Here is a 21,657-nt window from a genome sequence, read left to right on the forward strand (position 1 = left end):
ATTATGTTTGGAGATTTAATGGGAATGATGGGCAAATTGAAGGAGACCCAAAAAAAAGTAGAAGAAACCAAAAAACGTTTGGATACAGTGCTGATTGATCAGTCTAGTAATGATGGAAAATTACAAGTGACTATTACCGCCAATAGAACCCTTAAAGATATTTCAATTGACGAGGAATTGTTCCAAGACAAAGAACAATTGGAAGACTATTTGATACTGACTTTAAACAAAGCTATTGAACGAGCAACCGAAGTTCATGAAACAGAAATTGCTGCTGTGGCCAAAGATGGCATGCCTAACATTCCAGGTACGGATATGTTTAAGTAGCTTGTCCAACTCATTGTACAGATTAAAAATTACCGAATTACTATAAAGTAAATTGGTTTAGAAGGGTTAAAAACTTATCGTGCATACTATCGGTATAATCCAAATGGGTGACCATACGTAATTTACCACTACCCATACCAATTAATTTTACACTTTCCTTATCCATCGATGTGATAAAATCATCATCACTCACGATATCTTTCAATTCAAAAATAATGATGTTGGTTTCTATGGGTTCAACAGATTTTATGTAAGATTGATTGATTAAAACCTCACCTATTTCCTTGGCACGTTTATGATCCTCTTTTAACCTATTTATATTATTATCCAAAGCATATAAGCCAGCAGCTGCTAAATATCCCACTTGGCGCATATTACCACCAAATACCTTCCTGATTCTAACAGCACCCTTCATAATACTTTCATCACCTATCAAAACAGAACCAATCGGACAACCTAGTCCTTTACTTAAACAAACCGAAATAGTATCAAAAAGATCACCATATTGCTTAGGGGATTCGTTTTTTTCAATCAAAGCATTCCAAATTCGGGCGCCATCTAAATGAAATCCTAATTCATGTTTGTCACAGACATTTCTAATGCTTTTAATTTCTTCAAAGTCCCAACAAGAGCCTCCTCCTCTATTTGCGGTATTTTCCACTTCAACCAAGGAAGTCTTGGCATAATAAAAAGCATTTGGATTAATAGCTTCCTCAACCTGTCTAGCCGTAAACATACCTCTATTGCCATCCAATAATTTACAGGAAATACCGCTATTAAATGACGCTCCTCCCGCTTCATAATTATAAATGTGCGCTGTTTTATCGCAAATAACCTGTTCACCTGGCTGTGTATGCAATTTTAAAGCCGTTTGATTCGCCATACTACCGCTAGGAAAAAACAAGGCTCTAGGTTTTCCAAACATATTGGCTAAACGCTGTTCCAAAACCTTAACTGTGGGATCTTCATCAAAAACATCATCACCAACAGTGGCCTGCATCATGGCCTCCAACATGTCTTTAGATGGTCTTGTAACGGTATCACTTCGCAAGTCTATGATCATAGTTGTATTTTAAACCATAAAGCTATAAAATAAATGACGTTAAATTTTAAGAAACTATTTTAAATTTTAATTTTGCAATACATAAAACTTGACAATTTATGATTACGTCAGATCAAATTAAAGATCTTAATACACGCCTAGTGAAGCTACGGCACTATCTTTGACATAGATGCCAAACTTATTGAAATTCAAAACGAAGAAGAACAGACTTTTGACCCCAATTTTTGGAATGATTCCAAAGCCGCTGAAGCAATTATGCAATCTTTGAGAAGTAAAAAAAAGTGGGTAGAAGACTATAACAATGGCAAAGAATTAGTGGAAGATTTGGAAGTCATTTATGAATTCTATAAAGAAGGTGAATCAACTGCCGAAGATGTTGAGAATCGTTTTGAATCTGCCAAGACTCTCATTGAAAATTTAGAGTTTAAGAATATGCTTTCAGAAGAAGGCGATAATTTAAGTGCCGTATTACAAATAACTGCCGGAGCTGGTGGTACCGAGAGCTGTGATTGGGCGAGCATGCTTATGCGTATGTATTTAATGTATGCAGAAAAAAATGGCTTTAAGGTTAAAGAGTTGAACCTTCAAGATGGTGATGTGGCTGGAATTAAAACTGTGACACTTGAAATTGAAGGCGAATTTGCCTTTGGTTGGCTTAAAGGTGAAAATGGCGTACACCGACTTGTTAGAATATCTCCCTTTGACAGTAATGCCAAACGTCATACCAGTTTTGCCTCCGTTTATGTTTATCCCTTAGTAGATGATACTATAGAAATTGAAATCAACCCAGCTGACATTGAAATAACTACAGCCCGATCCAGTGGCGCTGGCGGACAGAATGTCAACAAGGTTGAAACCAAAGTACAACTATTGCATAAACCATCTGGTATTCAAATTCAATGTTCCGAAACGCGTTCACAACATGATAACCGCGCACGTGCCTTGCAAATGTTAAAATCACAATTGTATGAAATTGAATTACAAAAGCAAATGGCACAGCGTGATGATATTGAAGCCGAAAAAATGAAAATTGAATGGGGAAGCCAGATACGAAATTATGTGATGCATCCTTACAAATTGGTTAAAGATGTTCGAACCAGTCATGAAACAGGTAATGTTGATGCTGTTATGGATGGGCATATCGAACCCTTTTTAAAAGCCTACTTAATGATGATGGGGCAAAAAGAATCTGAATCAGAAACCTTATAATTCGCAACAGTATGATTACCATATACCATAATAACAGATGCAGAAAATCTCGGGAAGGTCTTGAAATTTTAGAACATTCTGGCAAACAATTTGATATTAGAAAGTACTTAGAAGACACACTTTCAGAATCTGAATTAAAGGATCTCCTTTCCAAATTAGATATCAAACCTATAGATTTGGTCAGAAAAAATGAAACTGTTTGGAAAGAAAACTATAAAGGAAAAGAATTATCCGATGCCCAAATAATCAAAGCCATGGCTGAAAACCCCAAGCTGATAGAACGGCCAATTGTTATATCAAATGACAAAGCTGTCATTGGAAGACCTCCTGAAAGAATAAAAGACATACTTTAAATAAAAAAGCTTCAATTTCTTGAAGCTTTTTTATTTAACATAGTTTTAACCAAAGTGGTCTAAGCCAAAGGTTATTTTTGCAGTCCTAGAAAGTAAAACCACTAAAATGAATAAACTTTTTCTGACCCTTATCTTATTAACCATTTCCTTAACCTCATTCTCCCAAAACAAAGAAGTAACTATATCAGGTAAGGTTTTTGATAAAACAACCAACCAACCTCTAGAATACGCTACCGTAGCGTTTTTTAATAAAGCTGAAGACAGAGTTGAAACTGGAGGTATAACGGATATGGACGGTGCTTTTAGTATTCCCGTTCCTTCTGGAACCTATGATATTACTGTTGAATTTATTGGTTTTGACAAACTAACTATTCCCAATCAGTCACTGACTGCCGACAGAAATTTAGGGACGATTGGTCTAGCTGAAAATGCCCAGGCTTTAGATGAAGTCGAAATTATTGCAGAAACTACAACAGTAGATATTAAACTGGATAAGAAAATTTATAATGTTGGCAAAGATTTAACGGTACGCGGTGGAACAGTTAGTGATGTTTTGGATAATGTGCCTTCTGTTTCTGTGGATGTTGAAGGAAACGTAGCGCTACGCGGTAACGAAAATGTTAGAATTTTGATCAATGGTAAGCCATCTGGATTAGTCGGATTGAATTCAACCGATGCCTTGCGTCAACTACCAGCGGAATCCATTGAACGCGTTGAAGTGATAACCTCACCTTCTGCACGTTATGATGCCGAAGGAACTGCAGGTATTCTAAATATTATTTTAAGACGCAGCAAATTGCAAGGTTTCAATGGAGCTGTTACTGCAAGTACTGGATATCCTAAATCAGCTGGTATTTCAGGTAATATCAACTACAGAACGGGTGATGTTAATATATTCAATACAACAAGTTATAACTATCGCGAATCACCCGGAAATTCTTCGTCATATACACAGTATTTTAATAAAGTATTTGATGAAAATGGAGATTTAGTTGTAGACAACCCTGATACATACGCCGATGAAACCAATGATTACGATCGGGTTAGAAAAGGGTTAAGCACCAACTTTGGTGTAGAATGGTATATCACTGACTCGGCTTCATTAACAGGAGCTATTTCCTATAGAGATGGCAATAACGAAAGTAATACTACCAATATTTTAACACAATATGACACGAATGGTGACTTTGAATCTCAAAGAAACCGATTCGACCCTGAAATTGAGGACGATAGAGTTATTCAATATTCTTTGAACTTTCAAAAAGATTTTGATGATGGTGGTCACAAATTGACGATGGATTTCCAATACGAAGATAATTCTGAAGATGAATTTTCAGAAGTTTTGTTGGAAGGTATCAATACAGAACGTGTATCAACACTGGAAGATCAACAACGCATATTGCTTCAAGCGGATTATGTTTTACCTATAGGTGAACGTAGCCAGTTTGAGGCAGGTTATCGTGGTAATTTCAACGATCAAGGCACTGATTATAAGGTTTGGTTTTTAAATCAAGATAATAATGATTTTGAATTGAACACCAACCTTTCAAACTTCTTAAATTACAGAGAATATGTTAATGCTGCTTACACCCAATTTGGAAGCAAAATAGGCGATAAATTTTCATATTTATTAGGGCTGCGTCTTGAAGAAACCCGTATTACAATCGATCAGCCTACCAGTGGGGACTTTAACCGTAACAACTATTTTGGGCTGTTCCCAACAGTTAATTTAAGTTATGAATTTAGTGAAGATGAAAATATTACGTTAGCCTACAGTCGAAGAATTCGTAGACCAAGATCGTGGTTTATAAACCCCTTTCCCTCACGCTCTAGTGTAACCAGTATTTTTAGAGGTAATCCAGAATTGGCTCCTAGTTATTCTGGCTTATTTGATGTAGGGTATTATAAAAAGTTTGGTAAGGTTTCATTGAACACGTCTGCTTATTATCAACATGCTACAGACGCTTTTAGTTTTGTGAGCTACGATACAGGACAAACCGTCAATGTTGGTGGACAAAATTTATCAATTATTGAACGCTCACCAATTAATTTAGCTGAAGAAGATCGTTTTGGTTTTGAATTTACCGTTATTTATAATCAATCCCGAAAGTGGAATGTTAATGCGAATTTTAATATTTTTCAACAATCTACCAGAGGAACTACCCCTAACGGACTGTCATTAGATAATGATAATACCAGTTGGTTTGCAAGGCTAAATAACAAGTACACGTTGCCATTGAACATTGAATGGCAAACTAGTCTCAATTATAGAGGTCCATCGGCCGATGCCCAAAATAAACGCGACGGTGTGTTTTCAACCAATATGGCCTTTAGCAAAGACCTATTAAAGGATAATGCTTCAATAGCATTAAACATCAATGATTTATTCAACAGCAGAAAACGACTTTCAGAAACGAATACACCAACATTTATGAGTAATTCTGAATTTCAATGGCGCGAACGCAGTTTCACACTATCGTTTACATATCGTTTCAATCAACAAAAACAACGTCAGGATAGAAACCGAGGAGATAATGGTGGTGGTGATTTTGATTTTGAGGGTTAATTGTTTAAACTAAAAAAAATAGAGTGTTTTATAATAGATAATTTTTGTACATCCAATTAATATGCAAAAAGTATTATTATCATCGTTAATCTTATTTTTAGCGATTAATACATACGGACAAAATTCTGAAATTACAGACTTTGTCTCAGAAAGGCTGAATGACTCTGAAACTATTGACCGAATTGATAGTATAGCTAAATCATTAGGAATAAAACCAGGAGGGTATGTTTCTGTAAATGTTGCTTTTGAAATTGATGAAAAAGGCGAAATCAATATTCTAATGATTAAGTCCCCCCATCCTGTTTTTGATGAAGAAGCAAAAGGGATACTTAATCTTTTGCCAAAAATGAAACCTGCTATAAAAAATGGAAAACCAATTGCTGTAAAATATTTGTTACCAATAAAATTTGTTATTGAAACAGAAAAGGAAAAAGAAAAGAGGTTAAAAAAAGAAGAACGAAAAAGAAAAAGGGGAAACTAATCAGCTTCCCCTTTTTTTATTGAGATTTGTTTTAGTGTTTTGCTTTTCGTTCTTCACGCATTTCTTTCATGCGCTCAATTAAAGCACCGCCAATCCAATATGGAATAACAAAGGTTAATAAAAAAATCATTAACCAAAAACCAATGGTCAAAATGGTTAAAAATGCTAAAAATCCTAAATATTGGTCAAAATCAAACATGATTGGAGTGTTTACTATTAATTAAGGCAAAGATATAATAAAGAGTTTTGTTTTACAATAGCTATTTCCAATTTATTAACAAGGTTATCAAAATAAATGGCGTTAAAAAAACTTATTCCTTTATTCTAAATTACACAAGCAAAACCTTAAATTTGTAAGATCAAATAATTTAAACAACATCATGACTTTTAGAATAGAAAAAGACACTATGGGAGACGTCAAAGTCCCTGCAGACAAGCTTTGGGGAGCGCAGACAGAACGTTCCAGAAATAATTTTAAAATCGGTTCTCCAGCATCCATGCCTTTGGAAATTGTGTATGGTTTTGCATACCTTAAAAAAGCGGCTGCTTACACCAATTGTAACTTGGGTGTTTTATCAGAAGAAAAGCGTGACTTGATTGCTCAAGTTTGTGATGAGATACTGGATGGCCAGCATGATGACCAATTCCCCTTGGTTATTTGGCAAACGGGTTCTGGTACACAAAGTAATATGAATGTCAACGAAGTAATTGCAAACAGGGCGCATCAAATTGCCGGAAAAGTGATCGGTGAAGGAGACAAAACCATTCAGCCGAATGATGATGTCAATAAATCACAATCTTCCAATGATACATTTCCCACAGGAATGCATATTGCAGCATACAAAAAAGTTGTTGAGACAACAATTCCTGGAGTCATTAAATTGAGAAATACATTACATAGTAAATCCATCGAATTTAAAGATGTTGTTAAAATAGGACGCACCCATTTAATGGATGCTACCCCACTGACATTGGGACAGGAATTTTCAGGTTATGTTTCACAATTAGACCATGGGCTAAAAGCATTGGAAAACACATTGCCGCATTTATCAGAATTGGCTTTGGGAGGAACTGCAGTAGGTACTGGACTCAATACACCTGATGGTTATGCTGATCTGGTGGCCAATTATATTGCTGAATTTACCAGTCTCCCTTTTGTTTCAGCCGCCAACAAATTTGAAGCCTTGGCAGCCCATGATGCTTTAGTTGAAACCCATGGAGCACTCAAACAATTAGCAGTGTCTCTAAACAAAATAGCTAATGACATTCGTATGATGGCTTCAGGTCCTAGGTCCGGAATTGGAGAAATCATAATACCAGCCAATGAGCCAGGTAGTTCTATTATGCCAGGAAAAGTCAATCCAACACAATGTGAAGCCATGACCATGGTTTGTGCTCAAGTTATGGGTAACGATGTAGCTATTTCTGTTGGTGGGACACAAGGTCATTATGAATTAAATGTTTTCAAACCGATGATGGCAGCCAATATTTTACAATCGGCGCAATTACTGGGAGATGCCTGTGTGAGTTTTGATGAGCATTGTGCCTCTGGTATTGAACCCAACCATGAAGTAATTAAACAATTGTTGAATAATTCGTTAATGTTGGTTACGGCTTTAAACACAAAAATTGGCTATTACAAAGCTGCCGAAATTGCTAACACAGCTCATAAGAATGGCACCACATTAAAAGAAGAAGCTATTAATTTGGGATATGTTACTGCCGAAGAATATGATGATTGGGTAAAGCCTGAAGATATGGTTGGAAGTCTAAAATAACGATAAAGTGTATAATTTCATCGATATATAACAGTTTTTTAAATTAAATAGCTATATTTAATAATCAAATATTTGTATTATGAATAAAACATTACTTTATTTTTCCATACTATTTCTAATATCGATTTCGGCATTTTCGCAATCATTTATGAAATATACTGTAGATTCCGCTACTTCTCAAGAACCCTATTCTATTGCATCAGGTCATCTTAATGATGATGCATTTCTTGATATTGCAATTAGTTCTGATACAGGAAGCACGGTAGAGTGGTATAAAAATAATGGTGACGGAACGTTCACCGATATGGGTGCTCTTACAGCTATTGCACCTGCAGATTTGTCGTTTGCTGAAGGCATTGAAATAGCCGATATCGACGACGATGGTGATTATGATATTCTTGCAACTAGTTATGTTAATGACAATCTTGTTTGGTTTGAAAATAATGGTGATGAAACCTTTCAAAATGCTGTGGAAATTACGGGAGCCATTAATGGTGCTGGAACGGTTAAAGTTGTCAATTTGGATAATGATTCTAACGGCTATCTAGATGTGGTTGTAACGGCTTATGAGGGTAATAGTGTGATTTACATGTTAGGCAATGGAGATGGAACTTTTGGAGCTATTCGATATTTGGCACCCATAACAGCTGGTTCTGGTCCTGGGAATATTGATTTAGCTGATTTTGATAATGATGGGGATTTAGATGCAGTCATTTCGTTTACAGGTAATGGTGATGTAGCTGTATATGAAAATAGACTGATACCAGATGGCCTAGATGGTTCAGGTAATGTACCTTTTGAGCCATACGATAATCTCGTTGATTCCGGAAATGGCTTTTTATGGACAGTTTCTTTTGCAGACATTGATGATGATAATGATTTAGATATTGTAAAATCAGATTATTTAGGTTCAGGTGGTTCAAATATAGTTTGGTATTCATTTGACAATGATGATGGAATGGGAAATCCAGTATCCTCAACTACATGGACAGATCACCCTGTATCGATATCTATTTTAAGAACAGCTATGGCATCAGTTGCAGATTTTAACAATGACATGAAAAATGATTTGTTGGTAACTAATGGTAGAGCCACTGATGATGATGTTATTTGGTTCGTAAGTGACGACATGGGTGGTTTGGGGTCTGAAACTTTCATTGACAATTCCAGTGGTGGATTTTTTGATATTGAAATCCAAGATTTTGACAATGATGGTGATCTCGATTTTGCTGGGATAAGTTATTTATTAAATGATGCATTTGTATTCTTTAATGATCAAATAACTTTGAGTGTTCCAGAAGAAAGAATGTCATCCATAAGTATTTACCCAAATCCGTCAAGCGATGTTGTAAACTTTAAAGGATTCAACTCGGAAGAATTACAGGTTACCGTTTTTGACGTTCTAGGCAAAAAAATTATGTCGGATAATCTAAATGAAAATAATAATCAATTAGATGTCTCTCAATTAGAAAGTGGTTTATATACCATCAAAATGGATAATAATCATGAAACCATTAAGTTTATAAAGCATTAAACTTAAAAAACATATTTCTTTAAAACGTCCACGATAATTTGTGGGCGTTTTTTTATTACCAAAAAAATAGGCAACTTTGACAAAAATTCGATCTTGACAACACTAATTACCAACATCAAAGAGCTTCTTCAAGTAAGAGATACTGACCATAAGTTAATTACAGGTAAGGACATGAAGCACCTGCCAACCATTAAAAATGCATATTTATTGATTGATCACGATACGATTGTTGAATATGGTGAAATGAAAGACTTAAGAAGTATCGAAACTGATAATACCATAGATGCAACTGGGAAATTGGTTTTGCCAACTTGGTGTGACTCTCATACGCACATCGTTTTTGCAGGCAACAGAGAACAGGAGTTTGTTGATAGAATTAATGGATTAAGCTATGAAGATATTGCAAACAGAGGTGGTGGTATTCTGAATTCAGCAGAAAAACTTCAAAACACGTCTGAAGATGACCTGTATCTGCAATCTGCAAAAAGATTAAAAGAGGTCATTAAAATGGGAACTGGAGCCATAGAGATTAAATCAGGTTATGGTTTAACAGTTGAGGCCGAATTAAAAATGCTACGGGTTATCAAACGGCTGAAAAAGGATTTTCCAGTTAAAATTAAGGCGACACTTTTGGGGGCTCACGCTATTCCAAAAGAATATAAAAACAATAAAGAAGCCTTTGTAAACCTGGTTATTGATGAATTGATCCCACAAGTAGCTAAATTACAGTTGGCTGATTATATTGATGTGTTTTGTGAAAAAGGGTATTTTGATTTAAATGATACTGAACGTATTTTAAAAGCAGCCTCAAATTATAATTTGATACCCAAAATACATGTCAATCAATTTAATGCCTTTGGAGGCGTTGGTTTAGGAGTCAAATATAATGCCCTTTCCGTCGATCATTTAGAAGAGTTGAATGATGATGATATTCGAGCATTAAAAGATAGTCGCACTATTCCAGTCGCGCTTCCCTCCTGTTCCTATTTTTTAAGTATTCCCTATACACCAGCCAGAAAAATTATAGATGCAGGTTTGCCATTGGCATTGGCAACCGATTATAATCCAGGCTCTACACCAAGTGGCAACATGAATTTTGTAATCAGTACCGCCTGTATTAAAATGAAAATGACACCCGAAGAAGCCATTAACGCAGCTACAATAAATGGTGCTTATGCTATGGGAATTAGTAATATGTACGGTAGTATTACAAAAGGCAAAAAGGCCAATATTATGATAACTAAAGAAGTGCCCAGTTACAATTACTTGCCCTATGCGTTTGGCGACAATCACATTAATCAGGTTTTAATCAATGGCACGATTCAATAAAACTGATCATCTTATCTCACATCCCTGTAATATAACAAAAGCCCGAAGTTACTTCGGGCTTTTCATTATAATAGTTCTATGGATAATGTACTATATAATGTAATTATTTTAACGTGAATTCAGAAGAAGACACCAAGTCTTTTTCATTAAAAACGTTTACTCTATAACGTCCTTTGGCAAATTTCTCATCTCCTTTAGGCAATACAAATTCACAAACATTCAGGTTGGCATTTTCGTAATTGAATTTACTAACCAAGCTGTAGTTTAAAACTTTTTCCCCAAAGGTAACTTGTTCGTTTACACCCAATGTATTATTATTAGGATCTATAACCTGAACGTATAACTCTTGATCTCCTGACTGTACTAAACTGTTTTTAGCCACTGTAAAGCACACACGAATTTTGTCAGTTCTACTGGCACGCTCTGTAGGGATTAATTTTCCAGAAGTTCTTTCAATGACGCCAAATCCTTTTAATCCTACAGTCGATAAAACGGCTGCATTTTCAACTACTTCAGCCAAAGCTGTATTTTGAACCAATAAAGAGTCTGTGAACATTGTTCTTTCCTCAAGACGTACTTTAGTACTATCTAAAGAGGTAGCCAATAATTCATTTTCAACTTTTAACTTATCATTTTCAGCTAAAAGAACATCCATTTCCTTTTGAAGTGCCGCATATTTAGATTTATATCTCCATAGGCTCTTTACATTAGCTTCAGATACTTTCAAGGAATCGATTAATCCTTCAATACGTGCTTTCGCCTCAACCAATTTGGCATTGGCAACTTCATTTTCTCCAATAGCTAAATCGTATTGTTTTGCCATATTACTCAAATCGTTCATCACCAATTCTTTCTCTTTGGTAAGCTGTACCTCCTGTTCGTTCTTTTCTTTATACAATTTTGACGTATAAAAACCTGTTCCAATAAAAAGTACCAAAGCAATTCCTAATGCTACTTTTAAACCGATGCTACTTTTGTTATTTTCCATGTTTGCTTGTTTTAAGGTTTAAGTTTAAACTAATTTTCGTTTTTTAATTTTTTAATTTTTTAATGTTTTCAATAATTAAAAGTATTTTTATATTCTCATACAACGATACTTATTTCAATGGATAAACTAGTTCTATTTACCGAATCACATTTAAAAACGCTTTTAAATAAACGCACTGGTGAATCCAAATTTGGAGAACACGTTAAACTGTTACCCCAAGTTACAGATATATACGCACAACTTAATAATTTAGATGTCGACTATGTCATTTTTGGTATCCCTGAAGATATTGGCGTATTTGCAAACTACGGAAAATCAGGCTCTTCACATGCTTGGCAAGCAACCATTAAAATTTTGTTAAACATACAGAATAATGACTTTACACGAGCAAATAGGGTTTTAATTTTAGGCCATTTAGACTTTAGCACTTATTTACAGAAACTGGCAGCTTTAAAACAAACCAATAAAAAAGACATTACGAAAGCCAGAAAACTGGTTTCAAAAATAGATGTGCATGTCACAGAACTTGTTTACAACATTGTAAAAGCCGGTAAAAAGCCTATTATCATTGGTGGAGGTCATAACAATGCCTATGGCAATATAAAGGGGTCCTCTTTAGCACTTAAAAAACCAATAAATGCTGTGAATTTTGATGCCCACACTGATTTTAGAAAAGAGGAAGGTAGACATAGTGGAAATGGTTTTTCATATGCTTATTCTGAAGGATTTTTAGATAAGTATTTTATGTTTGGTCTTCACGAAAATTATACATCGAGTCAAATATTTAAAACACTTGACACCAATACAAATTTAGAATATAACACCTATGAATCTCTTGCTGTTAGAAAACAGTTGAAATTTAAGGCTGAACTAAAACGTGCTTATTTTCATATTGAATCCAAACCCTTTGGTATTGAAATAGATTGTGATGCCATTCAAAATATTTCAAGCAGCGCCATTACGCCAAGTGGTTTTCAGGTTGTCAAGGCCCGAATGTTTGTTGATTATTTTGCAAGACAAAGTGGAGCTACCTATCTTCATATATGTGAAGCGGTACCAACTCAAGACAATGAATCGCAAATTGGTAAATTAATTACATACCTCATTACTGATTTTATACGTGCACATGAGCATTGAGATTATTCCATTTGAAAGTCAGTATGTTCAAGACTTCTATGATTTAAACATTGAATGGTTGCAAACCGATTTTTATGTTGAAGATTTTGACAGGGAAGTCTTGAGTAAACCAGAGGCTTACATTATTAAGAAAGGTGGACATATTTTCTTTGCTAAATTTAATGGTATCGTTATCGGAACTGTAGCGCTCATGCCCACTCAAGAATCTTTGGTCTTTGAGTTGACAAAAATGGCTGTATCTCCTGAATATAGAGGACAACAAACCGGTCAAAAACTGATGCAACATTGTATAGACTTCGCAAAGGAAAATAGCTTTAGAGCACTCATGCTCTACTCCAATACCAAGCTTAAGAATGCTATTTATATCTACAAAAAGTATGGGTTTTTGGAGTTGCCATTAGAAACAGAATCTCCCTACGAACGTAGTGATATTAAGATGGAATTGAGGTTTTATTAATTATTATCTAAAGCCTTTAATGAATCTATTTTACGCTGCAAATCTTCAATTTCGGAAGTATTTTTATTGACTTTCTGAATAGCTTTAGTGGAATCGATTACTTGATTAACAATATCGATGTCCTTTGTTTCTTCAACAAAATAGTAACCAATTCCTTCGCTGGCACGCCAAGCTTCATTTAATTGATTATATACCGTGAAGTCCCATTGACTAGGCTTTTTGACATCTATCCAAATGACATCGCGGTATTCGCTGTCTATCAGTACCAAATCTGGGGTAGCCGATCCGTCGAATTGTTGCGCATTGGCATCACTAATGGCTGAAACTGTTCCCAAGAAAAACATTCGCTTTCTTCCTGCTATATGTTTAATATAAGGGCGGAATTCTACTGGTGTATTCGCAGTCCAGTCATATTCTTTACGAGATTCCTTAACCTTTAGCGGCATAGCCGAAACACCAGCGTACCCCTGCTTTTTATTGGCATGATCATAATAATATAAAGCATTCGATCCATCTGCGGGAATAAAAACACTATAACTTAAACTTGTGCGTTCCTCACCAACAGGCTCCAAACCAAACCAATGATACAATCCACTGTAAGCTGATGTACCTGAACCTGAAAAATCAAAATCCGTGACATAGGGTTGCTGATTTTGATCTTTAGGCATAACAGGAATTTTAACAGCTGTTTCCATTTTCCAAGGTAATGGGTCTGTAAATCCACCCAAAAACTTAAGCGATTCAGCTTGTAATTGTGATACTTTCTCGGAAAGTGTATTCTGTTTGGTTAAGTATTCGTGATTACGCATCTCTTCTGGGCTAATAAACGCTCCCTTTCCAATTAAAATACGTTCCACATAGTCATTAAAATTATGTTCCCCACTGTCTATAACCATGACGCCTCCAAAAGTTGGGTATGGAAAGAAGAACCCTTCCCACTTTATTAAGCTTACAACCTGAACCCATTGTCCACTATCATTTTTCATGTAAAATGTGTCACTTGGCTCATAATTAAACAGCATCCAAGGATTGAATCGTTGTACCACTGCATTGTAAGTATTACGACTAAATTTCAAGGATTCGCCAATTGAAAAAATAACAGGAATTCTATTTTCACTGGAAAATCTAGGAAACGGTGTTGTACTTGACACTGAAAAGACTTCTTCAGTATTGTCACTTATTCGCTGTAAGGTATATTTCTCCGAAGGCTGAATAGCCATGGTCCACTTGTTTTCGTTGTCAACTCTCACTAAATGCGGTAAGGACACATCTTTAGTTTCGCCAACACTTTCATTAGCCATAGAGAAAATATTTCGCAGGGGCTGAATTCGTTCGTTTTGAGTTAATGGCAATTCAATAATCTCAATTTTATTGGCATCATTAAACACATTATAGGTTTGCATGTAACTATACATTTCGAAATGCCAACCAATTACATATAATAATCCAACAAACGCTAAAAGCAGTCCTAATATCCCAAGACGCTTTCCTGTACTGGGTTGTTTCCTAAACTTATATAATCCAAAGGATACAACCAACGTAACGACTAAAATGATAAAAATATATTTTCTAACAAACAATAAAGCTGGTTGGTAATCATCTCTTAAAACAAAGAGTAATACCAATAAAACAATAAAGCCTATAGTTGTTATAATCTTTTGCTTTTTACCCTTATTCCAATAATTTTTTATCATCCTATAATAACCCTTTATCTTTTAATCGTTCACGAGCACTTTTCTTATCGGCTTCTTGATCTACATGAGTTTCAATATTGTCTTGAATCTCTTCAAACTTCTGATCTTGGGACTTCAAGTCCTCAATGAAATCCTTTCCTTTTTCAAGTGTATCCTGAAAAACATCTTGAAGCGAATCACTGTTATCATCAATAACTTCAGAAGATTTAAAAATAAATTGAGCCAAATAAGTTCCTAATAGTGTCCCTACTATCATGGAGGCAAATATGGATATGGTTGCCAAATCAAGTGGTATTAAAAAGCGTGTGACTACGATACCAATCAAAAACAAAAAGGAAATAAACACCAATCGCAGTAAAAAGGACTGTTGAAACACAAATCCTTTTTTGTCTGTTGATTTCATTTGTAATTCTTTTGAATTCATCAATTTATTAAAAAACCGATATAGCCCATTACCGTTGGATTCTCTCCAATACAGCAGAATTCCAAATAATATAGCGGCAATAAAAACAATTACTTCTAGTGTCATAATTATAGGTGTTTTATCTTTCTGCGATTAAGGTGCAGATAGATGTTTAGTTTGTGAATTCCAAAGTCTAATATGAAATTCAACTTGTTTACTAAATTAGTCTAAAATCCTTAAATATTGTTACTAATAGTCTCAATAACCCAATCCTTAAAGGAGTCATCCCAATCTTGAAAACCCTTATAAAAAGCTTCTTTATCATACCAATAGAGATATAAGATATCTTTAGGCGATATATTTACTAAAAGCTTCCATATTAAATCCTGATGCTTTGGTTCCAATGATGAATGTGGTTGGTGCAAGGCATTAAAAAAACCAACGTCAACAATATCTGCAATTTTATATTGGTTACTTGTTTCCATTTTTTCTAGATACCGCTCTACGCACATCACATGCTTACGCGATTCTATATCCAATTTATTAAGGTAGCTTTTAAATAGCACAGCATCATTCAGAATATCCCTTATAGGATGTTGCACATTCTTTAAAAAGGTCATCATTTCATATTTTTTGATACGCTCATAGCGATCCGTCTTAACAACAGCTTCCAAATCATATTCAATAATAACATGGTCACGCAACTTTTCCATTAATTCAGGTTGTGAAACATGATAAATCAATACATCATAAGTAGTATCTTTTATGGCTTCTTTATGCCATTTTTCATCTTCAAAAACAATTATAGGCTTAATAAAATCGCGTAATACATAAACACCACCAAAAGCTATCGTATAAAATGAGTCCGTTGTAAAATTTAAATCGTGTAGTTCTAGATCCCTATTTCTTAAATCGCCATATTTTTTAGCTGAATCCAATAGAGCTTTATGTAGATTATCATCAATGAAATTGTGATCTTTTTTAAAAGACTCCACTAATTTTAATTGTTCGTCCTGTGCTTCATTTAGCCTATTGATTAAATGAAAACCTATGGATACACTTTTATATTTTAACACATCCAACGGTTCGTAAAAAGCATCTATATTCTGGTCAAAATCAATACAAATAGCACAGTCACGGGTAATATCATTGATTTTATTTCCGTGGGTTCGAAATATATGCTGCATCATTTCCCTATCAAAAGTATGATTGGGTGTATAAACAGGCTTACCTTTTTGTAATGGTGAAATGATGATACCATGAGGATTGGCTTCTCCATTATTTAAATAGTGAATTTGACCTTTTTCCTCCGCTATTTCAGGGCTCCAACCAATACCATCAATATGGAACTGCGTCAATTTTGTTGGTGCAAACCCCAACTTTATTAAGCATTGATTGTAACGCTCAACAAGTTTACCGCTTACAGGAATAAGTTCACTTCTATATAAATTGGCTGCTTTTAGTTTTTGCATTAAAATAATTTATATTATTCAATCTGTTTCCTAGCCGCCATTTCAACATTCATCTGGTCTACTCTAGCCTCTACTTTCCGTTTGAAGTCCGTATCAGCGATGGTTGCCACATTATCTAAATATCGAATGACTTCCTGTTTTCTGATATCCGAAAAATTCAAACCTTTCATATTGGCTTTCATCAGTTCCTGAAGCATACCAAACTTGGTATCATAATCTTTTCTGAAATATATTTCAGGATTCTCAAACCAATCAGATTCCAAATCGAAATCGGTCAAACGCAGCGATATAGCACTTTGGATATTGCGCACATCACGCGATGAGAAAAATGGAAAAATCGCTTGAATTTCTTTGTATAGACTCGCATAGAACATGTGATCGTCATCTTGATGCTGTTTTTCAATTCTTTCAAACGTTTCCATAACACGTGCTTCGGAAGGTTTATCAATAGCTTGAAGAATATCACCCATATTTTTTGCCAAACCTTGATCACTTAAATATTGATACTGATTTGGGTCATCCATATTCACAAATCCAGGCATGGTTTTTTCAAATTTCTTCCACCAAATATAATCCTGATCTAAAAAGTCATGCCTCAGTTCTGGCTCCATCAATCTTAAAACGTCCTTGAACTCTCGAAATAACTGCTTTATCAAGCATTTCCGGAAGATTGGTAAACAACCCAATGGAACTGTTTCCATAATTAACAGCATAAGCACCTTCGGTATATCTTAAAAACACACCAATAACTTCTTTAACTCCAGCCGAAACACCTTGAGCTGTTCGCTCTTGCAAATTGTTTTCAGCATCATCAATGGGTGCAAAAATCAATTTTGATGGATCTTGCAAAGGTTTCATCCACTCGACCATTTTCTCTGCCGAACCACCTTGAAAGGTAGAAATCAGAGTGTCTGGCATAGGATGAAACAGAAATGGTAATTCTAAATTATCACAGTGTTCTTTTAACCGAGTTGCAATAGCCGCAATAAGCATACTTTTTCCGGTACCAGGAATCCCATAACCCATGAAAACCGGCATAAATCCACCCAATTCCTGAAACGGATTCTTTTTAGCCGTGAAATCATAGCTCAACATTCTTTCGGTCAAACGTCGTGCAAAATGCTTGGCATCTCTATTTCCAACTATTTGTTCAAACTGTATTTTATTAAATTCGATACTTTTAGCAGCTCCGGCAAATACATTATCCCATCCTGATACCGCGAAGTCCGAATGCTCCAGTTTATAAGTACGATCTAATATAGTTTCCTGATATTCCAGTGTACTTTTACGCATTTGTATTTCTGAAATGAGTGCTTCAAAAAATACAACTGTGAAATCAACAACATCTTTATCGGTTTTAATAATATCGGGATGTCCCAAATACTTGTCGTAATAGAACAGCATACAGGAAATTCCTTTCAATGGTGAAATCAAGGACACTTCAGGAATTCCTGCAAACTTTTGCTTCATCACACTCAAATCATCTGAAGCAACTGTGTTCAAATTATAAAGGACATTATAGGCTAAAGAAAACAGCATAAATGCAGTGGCTGTTTGCATTTTACTTTCATACTCGCGCTTTCCCGAATTATCCAAAGCCGATTTACGCTCGTTTAAGCCAGACAGTCCCGATGCATCATAGTAGCTATCTTTGATCCATATTCCAAGTGTAATGGCCTCTTGAACACTATATAACGTTTGATTTAAATGTATAGGAATAGCAACTGATTCTGGCAATAAGCGTTTTTTTAATGCTAAAATGGTTTTTGAAACCGATGTGAGTTCCGATGTATTAGTACCATTGTTGGCACGAGATAAATACAACAGAATGGAATCATCCTTTCCATTTTTATCTTTATTTCTAGCACGTTGCCCTTGCTCCCATTGTACACTTTTTAAATAGGAAGTAGCTTCGTCACGGAGCATATCGAGCTCTGTTTTCTTTATTGGGAATGTTGAATTGTGTTCCATGTTTTTAGTTTCCAGTTTGCAGTCATCAGTCTGCAGTTGGCAGTCTAATTTATTATTTAAATTTATCTGGATTATTCATCATATAATTGATGAGCTTTCCAATTTCTTCACTTTTATATAGTAATTCTGATTGTTTTTGTTCTGAAATATACTCGCAAGCTAAAGCAAAATCTAGCCATAATTGAGTTTCAGAGTTTTCACTATCAGCATCTGATAATTTACTTTTAAAATGCTTTTCATACTGTCTTTTTCTATAGCCTTCTGCTAAATTTGAACAAACAGATCTACTAGATCTCACTATTTGTGTTGATAGTCCAAACGTTTCTGACTTTGGAAAACTTTTAGTAATATGAAATATTTCCATAGCCAAATCGAACCCTTTTTTATAAGCCAACAATGTTTTAAAACTCATTTTTTACTTTATTAAATACTGCTTACTTCAAACTGCTTACTGCCTACTTTAAACTACTAACTTGAATAGGTGATTTAGCCAAAGTATTCATGATTTCTGGCGTTTTGTTATGTAATAGTTGTATCACCCGATGCGGCGCCAATACATAATTCTGTTTGATGACATCACTCCAGTTTTGTAAGGTTTGCTTATTAAAAAAACTACCTTCTTTAAACTCACTGCCCGAGAATACTTCATCTACCTTTAATGAAATGGCATACGATTCCAAAGACACTTCCTTTTTAGAAATACTTTCCAATAAAGCATGTGTTATTGGATTTTCATCTTTAGCAAATACGGAGTGGATTGGCCCTAAATCTATACGCTTGATATGCTTTGGATGTACATTTGGCAATTTTCTATCAATGGCATAAGCCATGGTGTCTAAATTCATTTCACGATCGGAAGTCTGCTTTAAAGCTGTGTAAATTTCATCCTTATAATCAATTATCCTATTGCCATCAAAATTAAAATACATAAAGCAAATAAAAGGTCTGTTGTGCGCGACATCATAAAAACTCCAACTGGTCATTAAGTCAGCCTGGGAATTTTCTGGCGCCGTAATAATTTTTCCTTGTACAAAACGATTAAAGATATAGTACTTATTAACGCTTTTATAATAGGCGATTGAAGCTGCTTGAAACAGACGGCTTTTTTTAACAGGTTCTTTTTTTCGTAGTAAGGTATCCAGAAATTCATCCTGTAAATCTGGAATAGGTGTCAACTTTTCCAAATATTGATCGCGCAATTCCAGATCGTTAAACAAATACCGGAACTCTAAATAATTTGGAAATCCAGAATCGGTTAAATCAATTTTCATATTGTCTTCCTCGTCATACATATATTTTATACGCATGGCTTCAATGGAATACAATAACAAGTCGCAATATTGCTTAAAAAAGATAACTTCCTGATTATTGCAAAGTCCGTGCTGTTGGACAGCGACAATTAATTCTTTTAAGGCAAAATCAATAGCCTTATGATAAAAAATGTACTGTTCTTTTGAATCAAGCTGTGCTGAATCAAGAGGGGTTACAATCATTTTACCTAGCTTAACAAATCATCGTTACCTTCATTAGTTGGCTTCTTACCTTCGGGCTCATTACCCGACGGTTTATTGGCATCTGCCTTATAATAATCCTCAAAAATTTCTTTCATGTCAATACCATAGCGCTCGGCAAAATTCTTCTGAATTTCAGAATCTTTTTCCCTGATTTCCTGCAGCGCTTCGGCGTAACTACTATAAACTCCTTGCATAACTTTTTCGTGAACTGGTATATTGTCCATCATTTCCTGACGCGCTTTAGCACTAGCCGTATGCATAGATGCTAATGTTTCACCTATATGCTCATCGGTTTTAACACCTAAATGTTCTAAAATAGCAGCAAACTCTTGATCTGTTCTTGCCTTTAATGCCACAACATAACCATCGTAATATTTTAAACGCTCTTCAGTATCACTTTTAAGCTTGGCACGATGGGTTTGCAAGTTACTGCGTAATGATGTCAATACTTTAATAGTTAGATTGTGCTTATGAACAAAGCTATCCTTACTGGCAGCTAAAGTTGTATAGGCGTTTTTAAGTCCTTCCAATTCTTCAACCTTTTGTTCTAAAGTAGTTACCTTACCAACAGCTTCAGCATATTCAGCAGATTGTTTATCTACAATTTCTTCCAGTTCTTGACGCGCTTGCTTTAAAAGTGCATATTGCTCCTCAAGCTTATCTTCAACCTCCTTTTTCTTTTCTAAAGCTTTTGTATGGTTTTTAGTTGCTTCAACAATGGCATCCTGCAATTTATCTTCAACCTCTTTAATCTCAACCTCACGGTCTTTAAGACGTTTGACGGCAGCCTGACTTTTAAAAGACAGTTCATTTAACAGCGTCTGAACGTCAGCTGTTTCAATTCGTTGTTGAAACATAGCTTTTGCCTTATTATCAGCTTCATCACGTGTTTTTTGTGCAGCCTTTAATTCTTCTTGAGCTTTGGCAATTTTGCTCTTTCTACCCCACAAATTGTTCCACCAGGTGTCTGGTTTCGCTTCAGCATCTTCCAGTTCTACTTTGGCTCGCTCCAAACGCTTTATAGCATCATCAATAATTTTTTGCTCTTCTGCATTCAGATGCGAAAAATCCTCAAATATAATACCTACTTCGTCTTGGTAATCGGTTAAATCTTTGATGGCGTCCAACAGATTCGTACGGTCTTTCTCGGCCATACCTACAACATCATCCAATGTGGCATTTAATATTTTTTGACGCATTTCAGGATCATCTTCCTGAGCCAATTTAGATTTCATAGTATCAATGGCCTTTCCCCAATTGACATCTACTTTTTCTTGTTTTTCATTTGAATTGGTTTCTAATAAATCAAAATCATCAGACATGTTGTGTGGTATTTAAATTGAACAAAATTTTGGATAAGCAATTTCGATAAAATTTATCA

Annotated in this window: 21 protein-coding genes; 10 read left to right on the forward strand and 11 right to left on the reverse strand. The window is 35.1% G+C overall.

Annotated features, from left to right (window positions below):
• Positions 1-3 precede the first annotated feature (3 nt).
• A complete protein-coding gene (locus ACKXGU_RS01585) occupies positions 4-327 on the forward strand; it encodes a YbaB/EbfC family nucleoid-associated protein (protein ID WP_463466336.1) in 324 nt (107 codons plus the stop codon).
• A 40-nt stretch (positions 328-367) separates the two neighbouring features.
• Here ACKXGU_RS01585 and ACKXGU_RS01590 read toward each other — a convergent pair whose 3' ends face one another.
• A complete protein-coding gene (locus ACKXGU_RS01590) occupies positions 368-1,390 on the reverse strand; it encodes a threonine aldolase family protein (RefSeq protein WP_463466337.1) in 1,023 nt (340 codons plus the stop codon).
• Positions 1,391-1,488: 98 nt separating this feature from the next.
• Between ACKXGU_RS01590 and prfB the strand changes: the two genes are divergently transcribed.
• The 4 genes from prfB (at position 1,489) to ACKXGU_RS01610 (ending at position 5,999) form a co-directional block, all read left to right on the forward strand.
• Positions 1,489-2,599 (forward strand): peptide chain release factor 2 gene (prfB, locus tag ACKXGU_RS01595; RefSeq protein WP_463466338.1). Its coding sequence is split into 2 segments (ribosomal slippage): positions 1,489-1,551 and positions 1,553-2,599, totalling 1,110 coding nucleotides; the frame shifts between segments, so codons are not numbered across the junction.
• 11 nt (positions 2,600-2,610) lie between these two features.
• Positions 2,611-2,952, forward strand: a complete 342-nt coding sequence (gene arsC, locus ACKXGU_RS01600; RefSeq protein WP_463466339.1) for an arsenate reductase (glutaredoxin) — start codon at positions 2,611-2,613, stop codon at positions 2,950-2,952.
• Between the two features lie 106 nt (positions 2,953-3,058).
• The gene (locus ACKXGU_RS01605; protein ID WP_463466340.1) at positions 3,059-5,518 is read left to right on the forward strand and encodes a TonB-dependent receptor; all 2,460 of its coding nucleotides are present in this window, start codon (positions 3,059-3,061) and stop codon (positions 5,516-5,518) included.
• A gap of 61 nt (positions 5,519-5,579) precedes the next feature.
• On the forward strand, positions 5,580-5,999 hold the full coding sequence (locus ACKXGU_RS01610; protein WP_463466341.1) for an energy transducer TonB: 420 nt from the start codon (positions 5,580-5,582) through the stop codon (positions 5,997-5,999).
• A 31-nt stretch (positions 6,000-6,030) separates the two neighbouring features.
• Here the strand turns inward: ACKXGU_RS01610 and ACKXGU_RS01615 are convergent, their stop codons facing one another.
• A complete protein-coding gene (locus tag ACKXGU_RS01615; RefSeq protein WP_463466342.1) occupies positions 6,031-6,198 on the reverse strand; it encodes a hypothetical protein in 168 nt (55 codons plus the stop codon).
• Between the two features lie 181 nt (positions 6,199-6,379).
• Between ACKXGU_RS01615 and fumC the strand changes: the two genes are divergently transcribed.
• From fumC to hutI, 3 genes are all read left to right on the forward strand, one after another.
• A complete protein-coding gene (fumC, locus tag ACKXGU_RS01620) occupies positions 6,380-7,777 on the forward strand; it encodes a class II fumarate hydratase (protein WP_463466343.1) in 1,398 nt (465 codons plus the stop codon).
• A gap of 79 nt (positions 7,778-7,856) precedes the next feature.
• Positions 7,857-9,311, forward strand: a complete 1,455-nt coding sequence (locus tag ACKXGU_RS01625; RefSeq protein ID WP_463466344.1) for a T9SS type A sorting domain-containing protein — start codon at positions 7,857-7,859, stop codon at positions 9,309-9,311.
• A 93-nt stretch (positions 9,312-9,404) separates the two neighbouring features.
• Positions 9,405-10,640, forward strand: coding sequence for an imidazolonepropionase (hutI, locus tag ACKXGU_RS01630; protein WP_463466345.1), 1,236 nt, complete (start codon positions 9,405-9,407; stop codon positions 10,638-10,640).
• 103 nt (positions 10,641-10,743) lie between these two features.
• Here hutI and ACKXGU_RS01635 read toward each other — a convergent pair whose 3' ends face one another.
• Positions 10,744-11,628 carry a chromosome partitioning protein ParA gene (locus ACKXGU_RS01635; protein WP_463466346.1) on the reverse strand — a complete coding sequence of 295 codons (885 nt, stop codon included), beginning with the start codon at positions 11,626-11,628 and terminating at the stop codon, positions 10,744-10,746.
• Between the two features lie 117 nt (positions 11,629-11,745).
• Here ACKXGU_RS01635 and ACKXGU_RS01640 point away from each other — a divergent pair, with 117 nt between their 5' ends.
• Both ACKXGU_RS01640 and ACKXGU_RS01645 read left to right on the forward strand, forming a co-directional pair.
• The gene (locus ACKXGU_RS01640) at positions 11,746-12,765 is read left to right on the forward strand and encodes a formimidoylglutamase (RefSeq protein WP_463466347.1); all 1,020 of its coding nucleotides are present in this window, start codon (positions 11,746-11,748) and stop codon (positions 12,763-12,765) included.
• Positions 12,755-13,222 carry a GNAT family N-acetyltransferase gene (locus ACKXGU_RS01645; protein ID WP_463466348.1) on the forward strand — a complete coding sequence of 156 codons (468 nt, stop codon included), beginning with the start codon at positions 12,755-12,757 and terminating at the stop codon, positions 13,220-13,222. The genes ACKXGU_RS01640 and ACKXGU_RS01645 overlap by 11 nt, the downstream gene beginning before the upstream one ends.
• Here ACKXGU_RS01645 and ACKXGU_RS01650 read toward each other — a convergent pair.
• The 8 genes from ACKXGU_RS01650 to ACKXGU_RS01685 all read right to left on the reverse strand — a co-directional run bounded on the left by ACKXGU_RS01650 (position 13,219) and on the right by ACKXGU_RS01685 (position 21,598).
• Positions 13,219-14,916, reverse strand: coding sequence for a hypothetical protein (locus ACKXGU_RS01650; protein ID WP_463466349.1), 1,698 nt, complete (start codon positions 14,914-14,916; stop codon positions 13,219-13,221). The genes ACKXGU_RS01645 and ACKXGU_RS01650 overlap by 4 nt on opposite strands.
• Position 14,917: 1 nt before the next feature.
• A complete protein-coding gene (locus ACKXGU_RS01655; RefSeq protein WP_463466350.1) occupies positions 14,918-15,445 on the reverse strand; it encodes a hypothetical protein in 528 nt (175 codons plus the stop codon).
• Positions 15,446-15,555: 110 nt separating this feature from the next.
• On the reverse strand, positions 15,556-16,791 hold the full coding sequence (locus ACKXGU_RS01660; protein ID WP_463466351.1) for a DUF6638 family protein: 1,236 nt from the start codon (positions 16,789-16,791) through the stop codon (positions 15,556-15,558).
• 14 nt (positions 16,792-16,805) lie between these two features.
• Positions 16,806-17,402, reverse strand: a complete 597-nt coding sequence (locus ACKXGU_RS01665) for a hypothetical protein (RefSeq protein WP_463466352.1) — start codon at positions 17,400-17,402, stop codon at positions 16,806-16,808.
• Positions 17,380-18,762 carry an AAA family ATPase gene (locus tag ACKXGU_RS01670; protein ID WP_463466353.1) on the reverse strand — a complete coding sequence of 461 codons (1,383 nt, stop codon included), beginning with the start codon at positions 18,760-18,762 and terminating at the stop codon, positions 17,380-17,382. The genes ACKXGU_RS01665 and ACKXGU_RS01670 overlap by 23 nt, the downstream gene beginning before the upstream one ends.
• 52 nt (positions 18,763-18,814) lie before the next feature.
• Complete coding sequence (locus ACKXGU_RS01675; RefSeq protein WP_463466354.1) at positions 18,815-19,174, reverse strand: four helix bundle protein; 360 nt, start codon at positions 19,172-19,174, stop codon at positions 18,815-18,817.
• Positions 19,175-19,217: 43 nt separating this feature from the next.
• Positions 19,218-20,255: a hypothetical protein gene (locus tag ACKXGU_RS01680; protein WP_463466355.1), complete on the reverse strand. Its 1,038-nt coding sequence runs from the start codon at positions 20,253-20,255 to the stop codon at positions 19,218-19,220.
• Between the two features lie 5 nt (positions 20,256-20,260).
• Positions 20,261-21,598, reverse strand: coding sequence for a coiled-coil domain-containing protein (locus ACKXGU_RS01685; protein WP_463466356.1), 1,338 nt, complete (start codon positions 21,596-21,598; stop codon positions 20,261-20,263).
• Positions 21,599-21,657 lie beyond the last annotated feature (59 nt).

The organism is Hanstruepera sp. CR43, from assembly GCF_055227665.1.

Bases quoted from the DNA above. Each gene is read 5' to 3' on its own strand.
- ACKXGU_RS01640 (WP_463466347.1), top strand. From the start codon at position 11,746: ATGGATAAACTAGTTCTATTTACCGAATCACATTTAAAAACGCTTTTA.
- ACKXGU_RS01680 (WP_463466355.1), bottom strand. From the start codon at position 20,255: ATGATTGTAACCCCTCTTGATTCAGCACAGCTTGATTCAAAAGAACAG.
- ACKXGU_RS01590 (WP_463466337.1), bottom strand. From the start codon at position 1,390: ATGATCATAGACTTGCGAAGTGATACCGTTACAAGACCATCTAAAGAC.
- ACKXGU_RS01670 (WP_463466353.1), bottom strand. From the start codon at position 18,762: ATGGAACACAATTCAACATTCCCAATAAAGAAAACAGAGCTCGATATG.
- ACKXGU_RS01645 (WP_463466348.1), top strand. From the start codon at position 12,755: ATGAGCATTGAGATTATTCCATTTGAAAGTCAGTATGTTCAAGACTTC.
- ACKXGU_RS01685 (WP_463466356.1), bottom strand. From the start codon at position 21,598: ATGTCTGATGATTTTGATTTATTAGAAACCAATTCAAATGAAAAACAA.
- arsC (WP_463466339.1), top strand. From the start codon at position 2,611: ATGATTACCATATACCATAATAACAGATGCAGAAAATCTCGGGAAGGT.
- ACKXGU_RS01610 (WP_463466341.1), top strand. From the start codon at position 5,580: ATGCAAAAAGTATTATTATCATCGTTAATCTTATTTTTAGCGATTAAT.
- ACKXGU_RS01665 (WP_463466352.1), bottom strand. From the start codon at position 17,402: ATGGAGCCAGAACTGAGGCATGACTTTTTAGATCAGGATTATATTTGG.
- ACKXGU_RS01675 (WP_463466354.1), bottom strand. From the start codon at position 19,174: ATGAGTTTTAAAACATTGTTGGCTTATAAAAAAGGGTTCGATTTGGCT.
- ACKXGU_RS01650 (WP_463466349.1), bottom strand. From the start codon at position 14,916: ATGATAAAAAATTATTGGAATAAGGGTAAAAAGCAAAAGATTATAACA.
- ACKXGU_RS01635 (WP_463466346.1), bottom strand. From the start codon at position 11,628: ATGGAAAATAACAAAAGTAGCATCGGTTTAAAAGTAGCATTAGGAATT.
- ACKXGU_RS01660 (WP_463466351.1), bottom strand. From the start codon at position 16,791: ATGCAAAAACTAAAAGCAGCCAATTTATATAGAAGTGAACTTATTCCT.
- ACKXGU_RS01605 (WP_463466340.1), top strand. From the start codon at position 3,059: ATGAATAAACTTTTTCTGACCCTTATCTTATTAACCATTTCCTTAACC.
- fumC (WP_463466343.1), top strand. From the start codon at position 6,380: ATGACTTTTAGAATAGAAAAAGACACTATGGGAGACGTCAAAGTCCCT.
- ACKXGU_RS01585 (WP_463466336.1), top strand. From the start codon at position 4: ATGTTTGGAGATTTAATGGGAATGATGGGCAAATTGAAGGAGACCCAA.
- ACKXGU_RS01655 (WP_463466350.1), bottom strand. From the start codon at position 15,445: ATGACACTAGAAGTAATTGTTTTTATTGCCGCTATATTATTTGGAATT.
- ACKXGU_RS01615 (WP_463466342.1), bottom strand. From the start codon at position 6,198: ATGTTTGATTTTGACCAATATTTAGGATTTTTAGCATTTTTAACCATT.
- ACKXGU_RS01625 (WP_463466344.1), top strand. From the start codon at position 7,857: ATGAATAAAACATTACTTTATTTTTCCATACTATTTCTAATATCGATT.